This window comes from Chitinimonas arctica, from assembly GCF_007431345.1.
GTDB lineage: Bacteria > Pseudomonadota > Gammaproteobacteria > Burkholderiales > Chitinimonadaceae > Chitinimonas > Chitinimonas arctica.
The window spans coordinates 4,265,385-4,281,848 of sequence record NZ_CP041730.1 but is presented as its reverse complement, the minus strand read 5'-3'; the positions used below and the strand labels follow the sequence as shown (position 1 = coordinate 4,281,848).

Below are 16,464 nucleotides of genomic sequence, written 5' to 3'. Positions count from 1 at the left end.
CGCCCCCCCACCGAACCCAGTCAATCCAACGAAGGCGGCTCGAAGAACGATGCCACCAAGGCCTCATCCACTTCAGCCAGCGAAGCCGGCGACCAATGTGCCGCCCCATCCTTGTCGATCAGCAGCGCCCGCACGCCCTCGGCGAAATCGGGATGGCGACAGCATTGGCGCGATAGGGTCAGCTCCATCTCGAAGACTTCCTTGAGCGACAGAAGCCGGGCGCGGTGCTGGGCCTCCACGATCAGGCGCATCGAAGTGGGCGAGCCGGCCATCAGCTTGTGCGCCCCACCGCGCAGCCATTCGTCCGCGCCGTTGTAGCCGGTGATGGCGGCAACCATATCGTCCACCGTATCGTAATCGGTGAGCGACTGGATGGCGTCGTAGTGGGCGCGGATGGCCGATGGCGCCAGCTCCAGCGAGGCACTGCGCCCCAGCTCGCGCAAGTGGCCCGACAACAAGCGCTTGTCGGCGCGTTCCGTCCCTTGCCAGGGCAAGCGGGCCAACTCCGGCAGCAGATCGGGCCGCAAGCCGGACGGCAGTACATGGTCGGCCATGCCGGTATAAAGCGCGTCGGCGGCATTGAAGGACGCGCCGGTCAAGCCGAGATAGATGCCCAGCCGCCCCGGCAAGCGGCTCAGGAACCAGGAGCCGCCGACATCGGGATACAAGCCGATGCTGATTTCCGGCATGGCGATACGCGAACGCTCGGTCACCACCCGGTGGCTGGCGCCGGCCAATAGCCCGACGCCGCCGCCCATCACGATGCCCTGCGCCCACACCAGGAAGGGCTTGTTAAAGCTATGGATGGCATAGTCGAGCGCGTATTCCTCGCGGAAGAAGGCATCGGTGGCGGCAAAATCGCCGGCGCGGATGGCATGGTGGACCGCGACCACATCGCCGCCGGCACAGAAGGCCTTTTCGCCGGCGCCTTGCAGTACCACGCAGACCACGTCGGGGTCTTCGCGCCATTCCGCCAGCTTGGGCGCCAGCAAGCGGATCATCGCCAGGGAAAGCGCGTTATGCGATTTCTCGGCATTGAGGGTGGCTACCGCGATCCGGCGGCCGTTTTCGGTGGGATGCAGCTCAAACAGGACAGGTTCGGTCATGGCGCGCCCCTCAGGCATTCTTCCAGACGGGGGTGCGCTTCTCCAGGAAGGCATTGACGCCCTCCTGCTGATCCTGGGTATCGAACAGATCGACGAACAACTCCCGCTCCATCGGCAAGGCGGTCCACATCGGCTGGCGACGGGCCGCCTGGATCAGTTTCTTGCAGGACGCCACCGCGGTCGGGCTCTGGCGGGCGGCCTTTTCGGCCAGCTCCAGGGCTTTTTGCTTGGCGGTGCCACTCACCACCACCTCTTCCACCAAGCCGATGCGCAAGGCGGTCTGCGCGTCGACACGTTCGCCGCAAAGAATCATGCGCTTGGCCCAGCCCTCGCCCACCAGCCAAGGCAGGTGCTGGCTACCCAGACCGGCGGGCAGCAAGCCGACGCTGGCCTCCGGCAGGGCCAGCATGGCATGTTCCTCGGCGATCCGGATATCGCAAGCCAGCGCGGCTTCCAGCCCGCCGCCCATGGCATAGCCATTGATGGCGGCGATGCTGACGCCGCGGAACTGGGCCAAGGTCTCGAAAGCCTGGCCGAAGAAAGCGATCATCTGCCGTGCCCGCGCCTTGTCGCCACCGGCGAATACATTCAGGTCGGCGCCCGCGCTGAAGAATTTCGGCCCCTGCCCGGTGATCACCAAGGCATAGATGTCGCGGTCGGCATTCAATTGCTCGACCATGGCCTTCAATGCCGGCAGGCTGGTTTCCGTCCAGGTATTGGCGGGTGGGTTATTGATGGTGAGCAAGGCGGTATGGCCGATACGCTCAAGTTGGAGTTGGTCGCTCATGGGTGGCTCCTGGGTGAGTAATCGCCGCCTACTATAGCGCCAACCCAACACCGCGCCTTGTCTTGATTGACGCACGCGTCAACTTATCGCCACACTCGCGCATTTTCCACGACCATAGGAATGAACCCATGAAAGCCCTTGCCCTGATTGCCGCCACCCTGTTGGCCTCCAGCGTCTTTGCCGCCGAACCCGCCGCACCCGCCAAGCACAGCTGCACCGCGCCCGAACATCCAGGCAATCTGGCCAGCGAAAGCCAGCAGAAGTCCTTCAACAAGGCCAACAAGACCTACGGCGAATGCATCAAGCAGTTCGTCGATGCCCAGAACCAGATCGCCAAGGCCGCCGCCGATGCCGGCAATGCCGCCATCAAGGAATACAACGAATACGCCAAGCAGATGAATGCTTTGGCCGGGAATTGATCAAGCTATCAATCCCATGATCGGGAAATGACTGGCTAGGGTGGACTACCCAGCCGCTTCAGCGTCTCGCTGGCGGCCAGGGTGCCGCCCGACCAGTCGCGCAGACTACGGCCTGCCAGCTCGGACCAGGACTCGACCATCTCGCCGGCGAAGGATACGAAATCCGCCGTCGCCGGACGTAGCTTGGCAGTGCCCTGCCCCTCTCCCGCGCTCAGTTTCATCGACAGCGTCTTGGCTAGTTCGATCAGCTCGGTGTTGTAGGGCAGGAAATACATCGCCACCTCCTCCACCCCGACATTGCGGGCGTGCAGGATGGCCCGTTGCAACATGCGGCCGGCGATGCCGCGCCGGCGCTGGTCAGTCGCGACGCTGACGCCCAGCTCCGCCATTCGATTGGCGGGGTCGATGGCCAGATGGGTCAAGCCTGCCAGCACCAGCCGGCAGTCGATTTCACGCCAAACGCCAAACAGCGCATCCTGCGTAAAATCCAGACGCCGAACATAGGCGACGATGGTTTCGTCACTCGCCGGACTGGAGAAGCGCTGTAAGCGGTCGGTCCCGTCCAGCGCCAGCAGATGCGCCTGGATGGCTGGCAGATCAGCTAGTTGCAGGCGGCAGACCAAGTTTGCTTCGGAATTGGGCATAACGGACTCCTGTGGTGATCAGGTGCCGTGTCGTCTCCTGCGCAATGTGGCCATTCTGGCTTTGTGCATTGCACCATTTCCTTTTTATGCCCGCCGGCAGCTAAATGCAACCCTTTTCGACCAGGGAGCCGCACCCGCTTCGGTGAGGCGATCTTTCAGTGTTGCCGTGGCGATGGTGTATTTCCGCCGGATATGCCCGCCGTCCACCTGCTCCTCGCCGATCTCGCGCATCCCCAGGCCGGTCAGAATCTTGACCGACGCCCAATTATCCAGCCGGGACGTCGCCACGATGGATTCAAAAGGCGCGCCTTCCAGTTTGTATCTGAAGCATTCGCGCGTCGCCAATTCCGGCGCGTAATCGTTCACCACGGCCGTAACCGCTTCCGTACCGTAGTGCTGTCCCCAGGCCGATGGCTCAAAGACGTAAGCCAGTTCGGATTGGCCCGGTCTTTCGCCGTGGCCGAGCACGACCTGGCCGATAAATTGATTATCGCCACGCTTCCTCACGGCCAGCGAGCTGAAGGGGTCGTGCTCACGCCAGCGCGTCTGCCAGATGTCGAGCCGCGCCCCTGTTCGCTCCACCGCCCAAGGCTGGCCATCGCGGTATTTTTCCATTGCCGCAGGATTGCCGAACAGGCGGCAATAATCAGGGACCAGCGGCTCGGGAAGCGACTCGAGTTCGAGTCGCTCGGTACGGATCTTGACGGTGAGGCGGTCGCGCTCGACGAAGCTAATTTGCGCGCTCGGTAAAATATGCATGGATGTCCATCCTGAGATCAATCGATAGGAAGGATTAAACCTACATAGGCCGACACGGCTTGCTGGTTGTTCTGTACCGGGAGTTCCGGTTTTTTGCAGGCTGTGCCGGGGGGTCAGGCTGCCGGCAGCGGCTTGCTCATCTGCTGGGAGGTAGGCTGAAAGCCCAGGCTGCGGTACAAGGCGGCTGCCGCGTCGTTATAGGCGAACACATTCAACCCCAGGCTGGCGGCGCCCAGGCGGATGGCTTCCGCCTCGAAGGCTTGCATGGCGGCGCGGCCCAGGCCCTGGCCGCGATGGGCCTCGTCGATCAGGATATCGTACAGCCAGGCCTGCTTACCCGCGCCATGCCGGTTCAGGGCGAACCACACCACTCCCACCGCTTCGCCTTCGTCGGAGATGACGTCGAAGAAGTGATGCTCGGGCGTGGCCAGCCCCTGCGGCAGCAGCTTGGCCATCTGTTCGGCGGCCTTGGCGGGCGCGTCGGCCGCGTCCCAGCGGCCGGAGCGGATATTGCTCGCCACATAGCCGTCCAGGCTCAACCGGTAGAAGTCGGCATAACGCGAGGCCGTCATCCGCCTCAGGCTGATGCTCATGCCGTGCCGCCCACCGTCAAACCACCATCGATGCGGATGGTGGGCTGGCCGACGCCGACCGGCACGCTCTGGCCATCCTTGCCGCAGGTGCCCACGCCGGCATCCATCCGCAGATCGTTGCCTATCATCCCGACCCGGGTCAGCACGTCGGGGCCGTTGCCTATCAGGGTCGCGCCCTTGACCGGGTATTGAATCTTGCCGTCTTCCACCCAGTAGGCTTCGCTGGCGGAAAAGACAAACTTGCCGCTGGTGATATCCACCTGGCCCCCGGCGAACTGCACCGCGTACAAACCGCGCTTGATCGAAGCGATGATTTCTTCCGGCGAGGTATCGCCGTTCATCATCACGGTGTTGGTCATGCGCGGCATGGTCAGATGGGCATAGCTCTCGCGCCGGCCGTTGCCGGTGGACGCCACGCCCATCAGGCGGGCATTCAGGCTGTCCTGCAGATAGCCCTGCAACACGCCGTCCTCGATCAGGACCGTGCGCTGGGTCGGCGTGCCTTCGTCATCGACATTGAGCGAGCCGCGCCTATCCTGGATGGTGCCGTCGTCCACCACGGTCACACCCTTGGCCGCCACCCGCTGGCCCACCTTGCCGGCGAACGCCGAACTGCCCTTGCGGTTGAAATCCCCTTCCAGGCCGTGGCCGATGGCTTCGTGCAGCAGGATGCCCGGCCAGCCGCTCCCCAGCACCACCGTCATCTCGCCGGCCGGCGCCGGCCGCGCATCCAGGTTGACCAGGGCTTGCCGCACCGCCTCGCGGGCATAGCCTTGCAGCACTTCGTCGCTGAAATAGGCGTAGTCGAACCGACCACCCCCGCCGACATGGGCCGATTCGCGCCGCCCGTTCTGTTCCACGATCACCTGCACGCCGACCCGTACCAGGGGGCGCACATCGGCGGCGCGGTGGCCGTCGTGGCGGGCGATATAGACCACCTCGTATTCACCCGAGAGGCTGGCCATGACCTGGCTCACGCGTGGATCCAGGCTGCGCGTATAGCTTTCCAGGCGTTCCAGCAAGGCGACCTTGCCCGCTTCGTCCAAGCTGCCCAAGGGGTCGATGGGTGCATAGAGCTGCCGGCCAGGCACGGCTTGCACGGCGCGGCTGGTGCCTTGCCCACCCTGCCGGCCGATGGCGCGCGTGGCATGGGCGGCGGATTGCAGAGCGGCCAGGCTGATATCGTCCGAATAGGCGAACGCGGTCTTCTCGCCGCTGACCACCCGCACCCCGACTCCCTGATCGATATTGAAGCTGCCGGATTTGACCATGCCCTCCTCCAGGCTCCAGCCTTCGGCCCGGCTGTACTGGAAGTAGAGATCGGCATAATCGACCTGGTGGGTCATGATCTCGCCGAACACCCGGTCCAGCGCGGCATCATCCAGTGTGTAAGGGCTCAGCAGATATTGATCGGCGGTAGCAATGGCCGATGAGTTGGCAGCAGTCATAAGGATTTCCGTCTTGGTTGCGGGCCGGCCGCCCTGGCGGGCACCGGCCGAAAAGCGGTAGGGAGCCGTACGAGTGTGCCACTGTCACGCCGCACCCACACTTTTTTTACACGAAGAGCACTTAACCCGTGTGAAGGCAGATCGTTTTGTTCAGCCCCTACCCGGCTGCTTCAACTGAATACTCTATGCGACAAGGCAGGCAGGCTTTGCCGCAGGCGGGCCTGGTAGTCGCGGTCGATCTCGGCCACCACCACGCCGGAGCCGCGCGGCAACCGGTCCAGGACGATGCCCCAGGGATCGACGATCATGCTGTCGCCATGGGTTTCGCGTCCGTTGCGATGAAAACCGCCCTGGGCCGAGGCAATCACATAGGCCAGGTTCTCGATGGCGCGCGCCCTGACCAGGGTCTCCCAGTGCGCCCGCCCGGTGGTCTCGGTAAAGGCGGCGGGCACCACCAGCACATCGACGGCCTGCATGCGCCGAAACAGCTCGGGGAAGCGCAGGTCATAGCAGATGCCCAGGCCGACCCGGCCGAACGGCGAGTCGAACACCACGATTTCGTCGCCGGCGGTGATGGTGGCTTCCTCGCGGTAGGTTTCGCCGCCCATCTCGAATCCGAACAGGTGGATCTTGTCATAGCGGGCCGCCAACTGGCCCTTGTCGTCGAAGACCAGGGTGGTATTGCGGACTTTGACCGGATCCTCGGTCCAGAGCGGCACCGAGCCGCCCACCAGCCAGATGCCCAGCTTCTTGGCGGTGCGCGACAGGAAATCCTGTATCGGACCGTGGCCGGGCTGCTCGCGCACCGCCACCTTGTCGCTATCGCGCAGGCCGAGGATGGCGAAATACTCGGGCAAGACCACCAGCCGGGCGCCTTGCCGCGCCGCCAGCCGGATCAGTACCTCGGCTTCCGTCAGATTGGCGCTGACCGTGGGTCCGGAAGCCATCTGGACGGCGGCGACGCGCAGGCCGCCTTCAGTGGCGGCCCGGGCGGCTGCCTGTTGTGTCGAATGCGCACGGGTGGACATGGCGAATCCTTTCTTATTTTGTCGGCGTCGCGCCTACTCGCGTCACCTGTGGGTCGTCCCATTGGCCTGTGATGTCGTACTCGTAGGCGATCAACTGGCCAAGCGGGTCCTTCAGTACGCGCTGCAACAGGAATGCGCCGACCCCGACCACCGGATTGGCCAAAGCCAGCCCGGCGCCGACCGCCAGGCTGTCACCCACGGTAGGGACGATGCGCACCCTTAGCTTCTGGGTTTCGCGCGCGATATCCGCTTCGCCGCGAAACAGGACTTGGGCGGCCGGTCCGACGATGACCAGATTGTCGGTCGAGACCACGCCCTTGCTGATCTTACTATCGCCCTCGATGCGATCGAAGGCAAAGCCCTCGCTGAACACATCGCGGAAATCCAGGCTCAGGCGCCGCTGCAGCGATTGCAGGCTGAGAATGCCCAAAAGCCGGCCGACGCCCGGTTCGATCTTGGCGAACTGGCCATTACTGGCCTTCAGGTTGAAATTACCGCTCATGCTGGGATAGTCGGGCGCCAGCGGCGAGCCGCGCCAGACCAGTTCGCCTCGCAAGGCTCCCCCGCCGCGCCGCATCGTTTCCGGATAGCCGAATCGGCCCAGCAGCTTGCCGACATTGTCGGAAGCTATATCCAGCTTGACGCGCGTTACCCCGGCCTCGCCGCCGGCCTGCCACACGCCCTGCATATTCAACCGTCCGTCGGGATTGACCAGGGTCAGGCTGTCTATCAGCCAATTCTCCCGCTGCTGTTGCGCTTTTACGTCAAGTCGGCCCAAGGCATGATCGCGATAACGAAAATCCTCCGCCACCACATCGAGCGCCGGCAACTGCCGCTCGCGCTTGCCGGCGGTGGCCGCGGCGCCGGCGACTTCGGGCAGCGGCAGCACCAGCCGTCCCAGGCGCGCATGTAGACGTCCCTTGCCGGCCGGCGACCAATCGGCCCTGCCTTCCACCTGCTTGCTGACCGCGCTCAATTGCCAGGCGCCGTCGGCTTGCGGCACGGCGCGCAGCGATAGATCGTCCAATTGATTGCCGGCCATCGTCAAACGGTCGGTACGCAGTTCCACGCCCGTCAGTAGCGGCGCGGTGCCTCCGGTAGCCGCGCCGCCCATGCCGCCCTCCTGCAACAGATCCAGCCAGGGATCCAGGGCCAGCTCGGGCAGATTGGCCGTCAGCCATAAGCCATGGCCGGCGGGCGTGGGCTTGCCGCTGCCGATATGGATACCGCCTCGTTCGATACGCCAGCCGGCAGGTCCTGGCGTGCGGCTGAGATCCACATTGAGCACGTTACCCAAACTCACCTGCCACGTCTCCAGGCTATCGCCTGCATCCAGCATCAGCTTCAGCGGACGGGGCTCGCCTGTCGGTTTTCCGAATGGCGCGGGCAGATCGATGCGGGTTTCCCGCAGCGGGGCCTCCAGATTCATTTGCCAGCCGTGCTTGGGTAAATCGAGCTGCACGCGGAAATCGGTGCTGCCGCTGATCCGCTCGGCCAGCGGCAGCCCGTAGCGGCGCGCGGCTGCCCCGCTATCGGCCCGGCCATTGGCAAGGATCTGCACGGCGCCGTCCACGCCGCTACCCACATCGGCCCGCAGCGACCCGCCCAGCGCCTTTGCCTGCAAGCCGCGCCCGGAGATGCCTTGCTCGCTGAAACCAAGCTCGCCATTCAGCTCGCTCAACTCGGGCATGGCTTCGCCGATTTGCAGCCGGTTACCGGTAAAGCGGTAACGACCCGTCACACGGGTGGCATCGGCATTCTCGAAGGGAATATCCAGTTTCAGGTCAAGCTGGCCGTTACCGCTGGCGCGGGCCGCCTTGCCCAATCCGTCCAAGGTCGCATCCAGGGGACTCTGCGCGATAAAGCGGAAAAATTCGGCGCTCGGGCCGCTGACCGCGCCATTGATGCGGATAGCGGTACTGGTCTCCAGATCGTCGATCACGGCATCGGCCCGTTCGACCGAGGTATCCAGGATTTTACCGGCGGCGGCGATGGTCAAGCGGCCGCCCTTGATGCGCACCTGCCCGTTCAGTTCGCGTACGCCCGGCCAGTCGGGCGCATAGTCGAGCGTGACGGCATGCGCTTGGGTGACGACTTCCCAGTTACCGGTCTTGCCATCGACGAAGGGAAAATCCGCCAACGGCCCGTTCAAGGTGAAGCGGGCATCGCGCGCCTCGCCCGCGGTCAGGCTGTCGCGCAGCCAATGGCGGGTTTCGGCACCGATGGCATTGGGTAGGTAGGCCGCCACCTTGCCCGCCGTCAGGCGCGGCACCTGCGCCGCCAGTTGCAGATTGCCCAAGCCATGGCCAGGCCAGCGCCAGGTCGCGGTGGCATTGGCTTCCAGATCGGCATTGCCGGCCGCGAAATCGCGCAGGTTCACCACCCAGGCGGCGCCCTCGCGTCGCCAATCGGCAGCCAGGCGTATCCGGTCCAGTGCCAAGGGCTGCTCGAACAACTCGTCCGACACCAGCTGGAAGCGCTGGCCCCGTACGGCCAGCCGCCCGCCCTTCTCGTCCAGGCCCAATTCGCCATCCAGGGGGCCCACGGTCGGCCAAGGCGCCGGCGCCCGCAAGCCCAGGCCGGTAAACGCGACCCGGCCGGTATAGCTACGGGGTTCGCGCCAATCGCCCTGCCACGCCGCGCTGAGCCGGTCGATGCGGCCGGAAGGCTGCATGCCTTGCAGCGCCTGGCGTACCGCATTGGGCATAGGCAAGGCCGGCGGCAGGCCGGCCAGGGCGGGCAAGGTCAAGCCGCTGACGTCGAGCTGGCCGCCACCGCCGCGATGGAGCAGCAGGCTGGCCTGGCTGCCATCCAACAATTTGCCGCCCTCGGCGCTCAACTTCAGATCGCCCAGGTTCAGCTCCCGCTCCCCTTCCCGGTCGCTCCAGCGCAAGCGGCCCGACAGACCGTCCACGTCCAGCCAGGCCAGCTCGGGCGCCAGGCGCAAGCTGGTATCCCGCAATGCCAGGGTGGCATCCACTTCGGTCAGCTGGGCGCCGTGAAAGTCCAATGCCAGCTCAAGTTGGCCGTTGCCTTGCCGTACCTCGACCGGGTACGGCAGCCAGTCACGCCAGCGAACCAGATCGATCACGTGGAGATCGGTCTTCAGACTGCCGCGCCAATCGGAAAAATGCGCGACTTCGTCGCCTTGCCAGGTAACGCTCAGATTGAAAGGTTTAGCCAGGCTGGCCGGCGGCGTCGCCGACAACTGGGTGGCATGGCGACCGAACAGCAGGTTTTCCAATTTGAAATCGACATGGTCCAGCACCAGCAAGGGGGCCTTGCGCATATCGTCACGCCAGCCGACCCGGCCATCGACGATGGCGATATCGTGCTGGCGCAGGATCCAATTGCCCAGGGCGCCGTCGCCGCTACCATGATTCAGCGCCAATCCAGCCAGGCTGATGGTGCCGTCGGCAGCCCGTACCAATTGCAGATCGGGTCGTCGTAGCGTCAGGCGGTCGAAGCGCAAGTCGCCTATCAGCAGTGGCCACCAGGACAGGGTCGCCTCCACCTGGTCCAGCTTGAGCGCCAAGCGGCCATCGGCCTGGTGCAGCGCCACTTGGCGGAAATCCAGATAGGGCAGACCGGCGCGCCAGCCGCCATCGATGCGGCCGATCTCCACGGGCCGGCCGATGCGCTGGCTCAATTCAGCGCGTACGCGCGGCCGATAGTCTTCCAGATGTGGGAAAAACCACCACTGCAACCAGGCGGCGGCGCCACCGGCAGCCAAGACAGCCAGGGCCATCAGCCAGACAAGGACACGACCGTGCCAGTGAACGAGACGGAAAATTTTACGGCGTAACCAGACCAGACGGGCGTACAACGGATGACGGGACATGTGCAACAGCGAATCAACGCCCGGGCAGGCGACTAGAATGGTGGAATACAATTTTAGCCGTCTCGCCCCCCCGCGTCTTGCGCGATTATTCCAGCTGCCCAAATTACGACATGACTTCTCCCCTCGCCCCCGCCATTGCCCACAGCCGCTACCTGCAGCGGTTGTTCGCCGCGCAACCGGCCTTGCAGACCGACACCGAAGCACAATTGCAACAGCCGTTCGGACGCGAGGCCATGCAGGCCATGCTGCCACCCGATGCCGACGACGCTGTGCTCAAGCCGGCCTTGCGCAAATTGCGCCAAGCGGTGATGGCGCGGATCTTCTGCCGCGACCTGCTGGGGTTGGCCCAGCTGGATGAAGTGATCGCCACGGTCAGCGACCTGGCCGAAGTCGCCATCCTGGCGGCGCTGGATTGCGTCACCCGTCCCGATGCCCGCCATGGCCGGCCGATAGGCGAGGAGTCCGGCCAGCCCCAGCAGCTGATCGTGGTGGGCATGGGCAAGCTGGGCGGGCGCGAGCTGAATGTATCGAGCGATATCGACTTGATCTTTGTCTATCCGGAAGACGGCGAAACCGACGGTCCGCGGGTGATTTCCAATCACGAATGGTTCGCGCGGGCCGGCAAGCGGCTGATCGCGCTGATCCACGATGTCAGCGCGGACGGCTTCGTATTCCGGGTCGATATGCGGCTGCGGCCGTTTGGCGACAGCGGTCCGCTGGTGGCCAGTTTTGCCGCGCTGGAGAACTATCTGCTGACCCAGGGCCGCGAATGGGAACGCTATGCCTGGATCAAGGGCCGCCCGATCACGGCCGGCGAAGGCTTGGGCGCCGAAGCGGCCGGCCTGATGCAATTGGTTACGCCCTTCGTTTACCGCAAGTACCTCGATTACGGCGCCTACGCTTCCATGCGCGATCTGCACGGCCAGATCCAGCGCGAAGTGGCGCGCCGCGATATGGCCGACAATATCAAGCTGGGGCCGGGCGGCATCCGTGAGGTGGAATTTATTGCCCAGGTCTTTCAGCTGATACGGGGAGGCCGCCGTCCCGCCCTGCGCATCCGCCCTACCCGCGAGGTCCTGCGCGAACTGGCCGGCATGGGCCAGCTCGAGGCCTTGACGGTGACCGAGCTGACCGCCGCCTATGTGTTTCTGCGCAACCTGGAGCACCGCTTGCAATACCTGGACGATGGCCAGACCCAGATGTTGCCGAGCAATGAAACCGACCGGGCCTTGATTGCCTGCAATATGGGCTATCGCGACTGGCCGGCTTTCATGAGCGGCCTGGACAGCCACCGCGCCACGGTGGCGCGGCATTTCGAGCAGGTCTTTGCCCTCCCCCAAGCCGAAGGGGATGCCGTCCACCCGCTGGCGGGGGTTTGGCTGGGCATCGCCGATGGCCAATCCGGCCAGGTCAAGCTGGCCGCCCTTGGCTACCGCGACGCCGCCGAGATGGAGAGGCTGCTGGCCGCCATCGCCCAGGGCAACCGCTACCAGACCCTGGCCGACAAAAGCCGCCGCCGGCTGGATGCGCTGATTCCGCCCATGGTCGAGGTATGCGCCCGCCAGGCCAACCCGGATGCCGCGCTCAGCCGCATCCTGCGCTTTCTCGACGCCATCGCCCGGCGCGAATCCTACCTGGCGCTGCTGGCCGAACATCCGCAGACCCTGTCGCGGCTGGCCGCGCTGCATAGCGCCAGCGCCTGGGTGGCCGATTATCTGCACCAACACCCTATCCTGCTCGATGAGCTACTGGATGCGCGCCTGCTCTATAGCCCGCCCGATTGGCCGGTCCTCGGGGCGCAGTTGCGGGCCGAACTGGCGCTGCACCTGGGCGATACCGAAGCGGAGATGGATGTGCTGCGCCATTTCCAGCACCAGCAGGTATTCCGGCTATGCGCGCAGGACTTGGCCGGCCAGTATTCCCTGACCACCCTGTCCGATCATCTATCCGACCTGGCCGACCTGATCCTGGCGGTGACCCTGGAGCGCGCCTGGGCCGAACTGCCGGGCCGCCACCGCGAGCAGGCGGCCTTCGCGGCAATCGGCTACGGCAAGCTGGGCGGCAAGGAGCTCGGCTACGGTTCGGACCTGGATATCATTTTCCTCTACGACGACGACCATCCCGATGCCGCCGAGCTATACGCCAAGCTGGCCAGGCGGATGATGACCTGGTTGTCCACCACCACGGCGGCCGGCGCCCTGTACGAGGTGGACCTGCGGCTGCGGCCCAATGGCGCCTCCGGCCTGATGGTATCCAGCGTGGCGGCCTTCGAGCAGTACCAGCGGGAAAACGCCTGGGTCTGGGAACACCAGGCCCTGACACGCGCCCGCTTCGCCGCCGGCGACCCGGCGGTAGGACAGCAATTCGAAGCGGTACGCCGCGCCATCCTCAGCCGCCGCCGCGAAACCGCGCGGCTGGTCGAGGAAGTAGCCGGCATGCGCGACAAGATGCTGCTGACCCACCCCGCCAACCCCGACGATGTCAAACATCGGCGGGGCGGCCTGGTCGATGTGGAATTTATCGTCCAGTATCTGATCTTGAACGATGCGGAACGCCTGCCGGCCCTGCTGGCCAATAGCGGCAATATCGCCCTGCTGGGCGTGGCTGCGGCGGCCGGACTGATCGCGCCTCCCTTGGCCGAAGGCGCGCAAACGGCCTACCGCCGGCTAAGAGAGTTGCAACACAAGCAGCGACTTGACGGCAACCCGCCCAGCGACGCGGCGCTGGCCGAGCTGGATCCGTATTGCGAGGCGGTGCGGAGTTTGTGGCGGTTGGTGATGGGATAGTGGCCGCCCCTAGCCCACCATTTGGCGTAAGCACGCAGGGTGGGCCAGGGAAGTGCGGCTAGGGACACAATAATATTGTGTGCATACTCAAGCGTCAGTTCAATACCCTGAGGTTCTGGAATGGATTGAATGGTCCATAAAAATTGTTCATCATATCTTTGACATGCCGTTCGCAACCTTCATCCCCCAGGGGTGCCAATTGCTCAACTTTAAATTGCTCATCGAATGACTTCATCGCTTTTTCTAATTTATTCTCGCCATACTTTCCCACCACCGCAAGGCAATCGCCCAGCTTGTCGATATCCATAACCTGCTTCAGCCTGTTAGGTGAGATACAACGACTAATCACATCCACTTCCCTAGGCGGACACGTCACTTTCATTTTCTTTAAAATTTCTTCCAACTTCCGATGAAATCCAGCATCCGTCTTCGCCTTGACCAATGCCACCCTCAACTCCGCATCCGTTATTGCAACGCCCTCCGTCATTACTTCATACTGAACCAACAGCTCCCTCACCGCCGGATTTGATTTTACCGCATCAATTTCAGCAACGCTCTCTTTATAATAATTGGCTTTAGCAGAAAATGATTGCCATTCACTCAGCAAGCGATCGGTCATTGTTGCATTCGCATTTCCGGCCAGCCCTTCGATTGGCACATAGGGCGTATAAGTAACTTTAAGTACCATCACCCTGAATCCGGGAGTTTTATTTTTATCAATATGCCTGACGAGATAAGCCCCAGCCTTTCCCTCCTCAACCCATTTATCGCGCTTCAGGCGCAGAAGGTCGTTGAGATGCCCAGGCCCACTCAACTCCTCGGCGAATTGATATTTCTCCAAGGCTAAAGAGTCTCGCTCGACCCGAGCCGCCAAATCTTCTTCTGATTTATCCTTACGAGGCTCACCAAGCGCAGCTTGGCCATTATCACCCGGTGCGAATAGCTCCACCCTTCTTTCCACTTTAGGCGCTGAGGCCCGGGAGAGACCTGGAACACTTTCCTCCCATTTTTTTTTAAGATTTGAAGCAAATCGATCCAGTCTGCTCGGAGGATTTTGTTTTTCCGCACCACAAGCCAACCCAACAAGAGAAGCACCACCACCAACGAAAACTCCCACATGCTGCGAACCCGTTTCCGTGCCCTGCGGACTCATATTCGCCGCCCTATTCTGCACACTCATTTCCATAATTCAGAACATCCTTCACAATCAATGAAAATAATCCATTCAACGCAAACCACCACATCAAACGATACCAGCGGTTTGTCGCGCAACTAATAAATCAGCTTTTTCATTTTATCTACAACTTAAATTCATGTATCTCGAAAAATTTCATCATCTTCTGCTTTCCCCGCTACGAAGAGCAGCACAGGTAAGCGCCGCCCCTTTCAAGCAATATTGCCAAGCCAGAAAAACCCATAATTAATATATATCTCTACCCGGCGATAGCAGGCAGACATCAACGCACCGGTCCTGGCCAGGCGGCGTTGAGCCGCCTGGCCAGGACCGCGCAGACTTTATTCGTGGGCTTCGGTGTGTGATTGGCTGCCCCACACGGGGCTGACAACGATGGCCGCGCTTACGGGTAAGGGTCCAGCTACTAACCCGGCTTGCCCGCCGGCTTCCTGGCCGCCAGGCGCGGCGATTTTGGCTTGGTGGACGGTGTAGCCTTGCCGGCTCCCCGTCCGCTTGCAACCGCCTTGCCCCCGGCAGTGGGCAGGGCCGGTTTCGGCTTTTTCGGCTTTTTCGGCTTTTTCGGTTTTTTCGGTTTTTTCGGCTTTTTCAGTAACTGCCCGCGCCCATCGGTCTGGGGTACGCGGTGCTCGGGCTCGAATCCGGGCTGCTCGTCACGGCGCAGGGACTGTCCGGTCATCGCTTCGATCGCCGCCAGCAACGGTGCCTCATCGGCACAAACCAGCGAAATCGCCTCGCCCGAAGCGCCCGCGCGCCCCGTACGGCCAATACGGTGGACATAGTCCTCGGCCACGATGGGCAGATCGAAATTCACCACCACCGGCAGGTCGTCGATATCCAGGCCGCGCGCGGCGACATCGGTCGCCACCAGGATCTGTACTTCCAGCGCTTTGAACCGCTCCAGTGCGCGCAAGCGGCTAGGCTGGGATTTGTCGCCATGGATGGAGTCGGCCCGAATCCCCTGCGCCTGCAAGATCGCCAGCAATTGCTCGACGCCCTTGCGGGTCTTGACGAACACCAGCACCTGGCCCCAGCGGTTTTCCCGCAGCAGTTCGCCAAACAACTCGGTCTTGCGCTTCTTGTCCACCGGCACTACCCATTGGCGCACTGCCTTGGCGGTAGTGTTGGGCCGGCTGATTTCAATGCTGACGGGATCGACCAGCATGGCCCCCGCCATACTGCGGATTTCCGCCGAGAAGGTGGCGGAAAACAGCAGGGTTTGCCGCCGTTTGGGCAGGGCGGCGAACACCGCATCCAGCTCGCGTGAAAATCCCAGGTCCAGCATACGGTCGGCCTCGTCCAGCACCAGCGTCTGCAACTGGTTGAACTTGACGGCATTCTGCCGATACAGATCGAGCAAGCGGCCCGGCGTGGCGACCAGCACATCGATACCCTTGCGCAGCTTCATCATCTGCGGATTGATGCTCACCCCGCCATAGACCGCGTAACTGCGTAAAGGCAGGTGCTGGCCATAGCCGCGAAAACTTTCGTATACCTGTTCGGCCAGTTCGCGGGTAGGCACCAGCACCAGCACGCGGATCGAATTGGCCGCCACCGGCTGGTTCGCGGCCGCCAGCCGTTGCAGCAAGGGCAAGGCAAAACCGGCGGTTTTGCCGGTACCGGTCTGCGCCGCCGCCATCAGGTCGCGCCCTGCCAGCACCGCCGGGATAGCCTGCTGTTGAACCGGCGTGGGCGTGTGATAGGCAAGCTGCTCCAGGACAAGGAGCAAGGGATCGATAAGGCCGAGCGAAGCGAAGGTCATGAGCGGACAGTGAAGGGCAAAACGCGTAGTTTAAGGACATATTGGCGTCGGGGGCGAAATCCCTTGGCCGCACGTTTTGCCCATCGTGTCCGCACACTG

Annotated in this window: 12 protein-coding genes; 2 read left to right on the top strand and 10 right to left on the bottom strand. The window is 63.2% G+C overall.

Features of this window, described 5'->3' with window-relative positions:
* Window positions 1–20: 20 nt before the first annotated feature.
* Both FNU76_RS19675 and FNU76_RS19670 read right to left on the bottom strand, forming a co-directional pair.
* Window positions 21–1,106: an enoyl-CoA hydratase/isomerase family protein gene (locus FNU76_RS19675; protein WP_144279777.1), complete on the bottom strand. Its 1,086-nt coding sequence runs from the start codon at window positions 1,104–1,106 to the stop codon at window positions 21–23.
* A gap of 10 nt (window positions 1,107–1,116) precedes the next feature.
* On the bottom strand, window positions 1,117–1,893 hold the full coding sequence (locus tag FNU76_RS19670) for an enoyl-CoA hydratase (protein WP_144279776.1): 777 nt from the start codon (window positions 1,891–1,893) through the stop codon (window positions 1,117–1,119).
* A 128-nt stretch (window positions 1,894–2,021) separates the two neighbouring features.
* Here FNU76_RS19670 and FNU76_RS19665 point away from each other — a divergent pair, with 128 nt between their 5' ends.
* Complete coding sequence (locus FNU76_RS19665) at window positions 2,022–2,312, top strand: hypothetical protein (protein ID WP_144279775.1); 291 nt, start codon at window positions 2,022–2,024, stop codon at window positions 2,310–2,312.
* Between the two features lie 35 nt (window positions 2,313–2,347).
* On the opposite strand, the gene FNU76_RS19660 is transcribed toward FNU76_RS19665, so the two are convergent.
* From FNU76_RS19660 to FNU76_RS19635, 6 genes are all read right to left on the bottom strand, one after another.
* A complete protein-coding gene (locus FNU76_RS19660; protein WP_144279774.1) occupies window positions 2,348–2,956 on the bottom strand; it encodes a GNAT family N-acetyltransferase in 609 nt (202 codons plus the stop codon).
* A gap of 84 nt (window positions 2,957–3,040) precedes the next feature.
* Complete coding sequence (locus tag FNU76_RS19655) at window positions 3,041–3,715, bottom strand: GNAT family N-acetyltransferase (protein WP_144279773.1); 675 nt, start codon at window positions 3,713–3,715, stop codon at window positions 3,041–3,043.
* 113 nt (window positions 3,716–3,828) lie between these two features.
* Window positions 3,829–4,308 carry a GNAT family N-acetyltransferase gene (locus FNU76_RS19650; protein ID WP_144279772.1) on the bottom strand — a complete coding sequence of 160 codons (480 nt, stop codon included), beginning with the start codon at window positions 4,306–4,308 and terminating at the stop codon, window positions 3,829–3,831.
* On the bottom strand, window positions 4,305–5,756 hold the full coding sequence (gene tldD / locus FNU76_RS19645; RefSeq protein WP_144279771.1) for a metalloprotease TldD: 1,452 nt from the start codon (window positions 5,754–5,756) through the stop codon (window positions 4,305–4,307). Before tldD ends, FNU76_RS19650 begins: the two co-directional genes overlap by 4 nt.
* Before the next feature lie 170 nt (window positions 5,757–5,926).
* Complete coding sequence (locus tag FNU76_RS19640; RefSeq protein WP_144279770.1) at window positions 5,927–6,784, bottom strand: carbon-nitrogen hydrolase family protein; 858 nt, start codon at window positions 6,782–6,784, stop codon at window positions 5,927–5,929.
* Between the two features lie 13 nt (window positions 6,785–6,797).
* Complete coding sequence (locus FNU76_RS19635) at window positions 6,798–10,625, bottom strand: YhdP family protein (RefSeq protein ID WP_144279769.1); 3,828 nt, start codon at window positions 10,623–10,625, stop codon at window positions 6,798–6,800.
* Window positions 10,626–10,735: 110 nt separating this feature from the next.
* Between FNU76_RS19635 and glnE the strand changes: the two genes are divergently transcribed.
* Window positions 10,736–13,411 carry a bifunctional [glutamate--ammonia ligase]-adenylyl-L-tyrosine phosphorylase/[glutamate--ammonia-ligase] adenylyltransferase gene (glnE, locus tag FNU76_RS19630; RefSeq protein WP_144279768.1) on the top strand — a complete coding sequence of 892 codons (2,676 nt, stop codon included), beginning with the start codon at window positions 10,736–10,738 and terminating at the stop codon, window positions 13,409–13,411.
* 94 nt (window positions 13,412–13,505) lie between these two features.
* Here the strand turns inward: glnE and FNU76_RS19625 are convergent, their stop codons facing one another.
* Both FNU76_RS19625 and rhlE1 read right to left on the bottom strand, forming a co-directional pair.
* Window positions 13,506–14,564: a hypothetical protein gene (locus FNU76_RS19625; protein ID WP_144279767.1), complete on the bottom strand. Its 1,059-nt coding sequence runs from the start codon at window positions 14,562–14,564 to the stop codon at window positions 13,506–13,508.
* Between the two features lie 445 nt (window positions 14,565–15,009).
* Window positions 15,010–16,365, bottom strand: a complete 1,356-nt coding sequence (rhlE1, locus tag FNU76_RS19620) for an RNA helicase RhlE1 (protein WP_144279766.1) — start codon at window positions 16,363–16,365, stop codon at window positions 15,010–15,012.
* Window positions 16,366–16,464 lie beyond the last annotated feature (99 nt).

Excerpts from the sequence above, each read along its gene's own strand:
- FNU76_RS19665 (WP_144279775.1), top strand. The coding sequence starts at position 2,022 with ATGAAAGCCCTTGCCCTGATTGCCGCCACCCTGTTGGCCTCCAGCGTC.
- FNU76_RS19660 (WP_144279774.1), bottom strand. The coding sequence starts at position 2,956 with ATGCCCAATTCCGAAGCAAACTTGGTCTGCCGCCTGCAACTAGCTGAT.
- FNU76_RS19640 (WP_144279770.1), bottom strand. The coding sequence starts at position 6,784 with ATGTCCACCCGTGCGCATTCGACACAACAGGCAGCCGCCCGGGCCGCC.
- FNU76_RS19655 (WP_144279773.1), bottom strand. The coding sequence starts at position 3,715 with ATGCATATTTTACCGAGCGCGCAAATTAGCTTCGTCGAGCGCGACCGC.
- FNU76_RS19635 (WP_144279769.1), bottom strand. The coding sequence starts at position 10,625 with ATGTCCCGTCATCCGTTGTACGCCCGTCTGGTCTGGTTACGCCGTAAA.
- tldD (WP_144279771.1), bottom strand. The coding sequence starts at position 5,756 with ATGACTGCTGCCAACTCATCGGCCATTGCTACCGCCGATCAATATCTG.
- FNU76_RS19670 (WP_144279776.1), bottom strand. The coding sequence starts at position 1,893 with ATGAGCGACCAACTCCAACTTGAGCGTATCGGCCATACCGCCTTGCTC.
- FNU76_RS19625 (WP_144279767.1), bottom strand. The coding sequence starts at position 14,564 with ATGAGTCCGCAGGGCACGGAAACGGGTTCGCAGCATGTGGGAGTTTTC.
- glnE (WP_144279768.1), top strand. The coding sequence starts at position 10,736 with ATGACTTCTCCCCTCGCCCCCGCCATTGCCCACAGCCGCTACCTGCAG.
- rhlE1 (WP_144279766.1), bottom strand. The coding sequence starts at position 16,365 with ATGACCTTCGCTTCGCTCGGCCTTATCGATCCCTTGCTCCTTGTCCTG.
- FNU76_RS19650 (WP_144279772.1), bottom strand. The coding sequence starts at position 4,308 with ATGAGCATCAGCCTGAGGCGGATGACGGCCTCGCGTTATGCCGACTTC.
- FNU76_RS19675 (WP_144279777.1), bottom strand. The coding sequence starts at position 1,106 with ATGACCGAACCTGTCCTGTTTGAGCTGCATCCCACCGAAAACGGCCGC.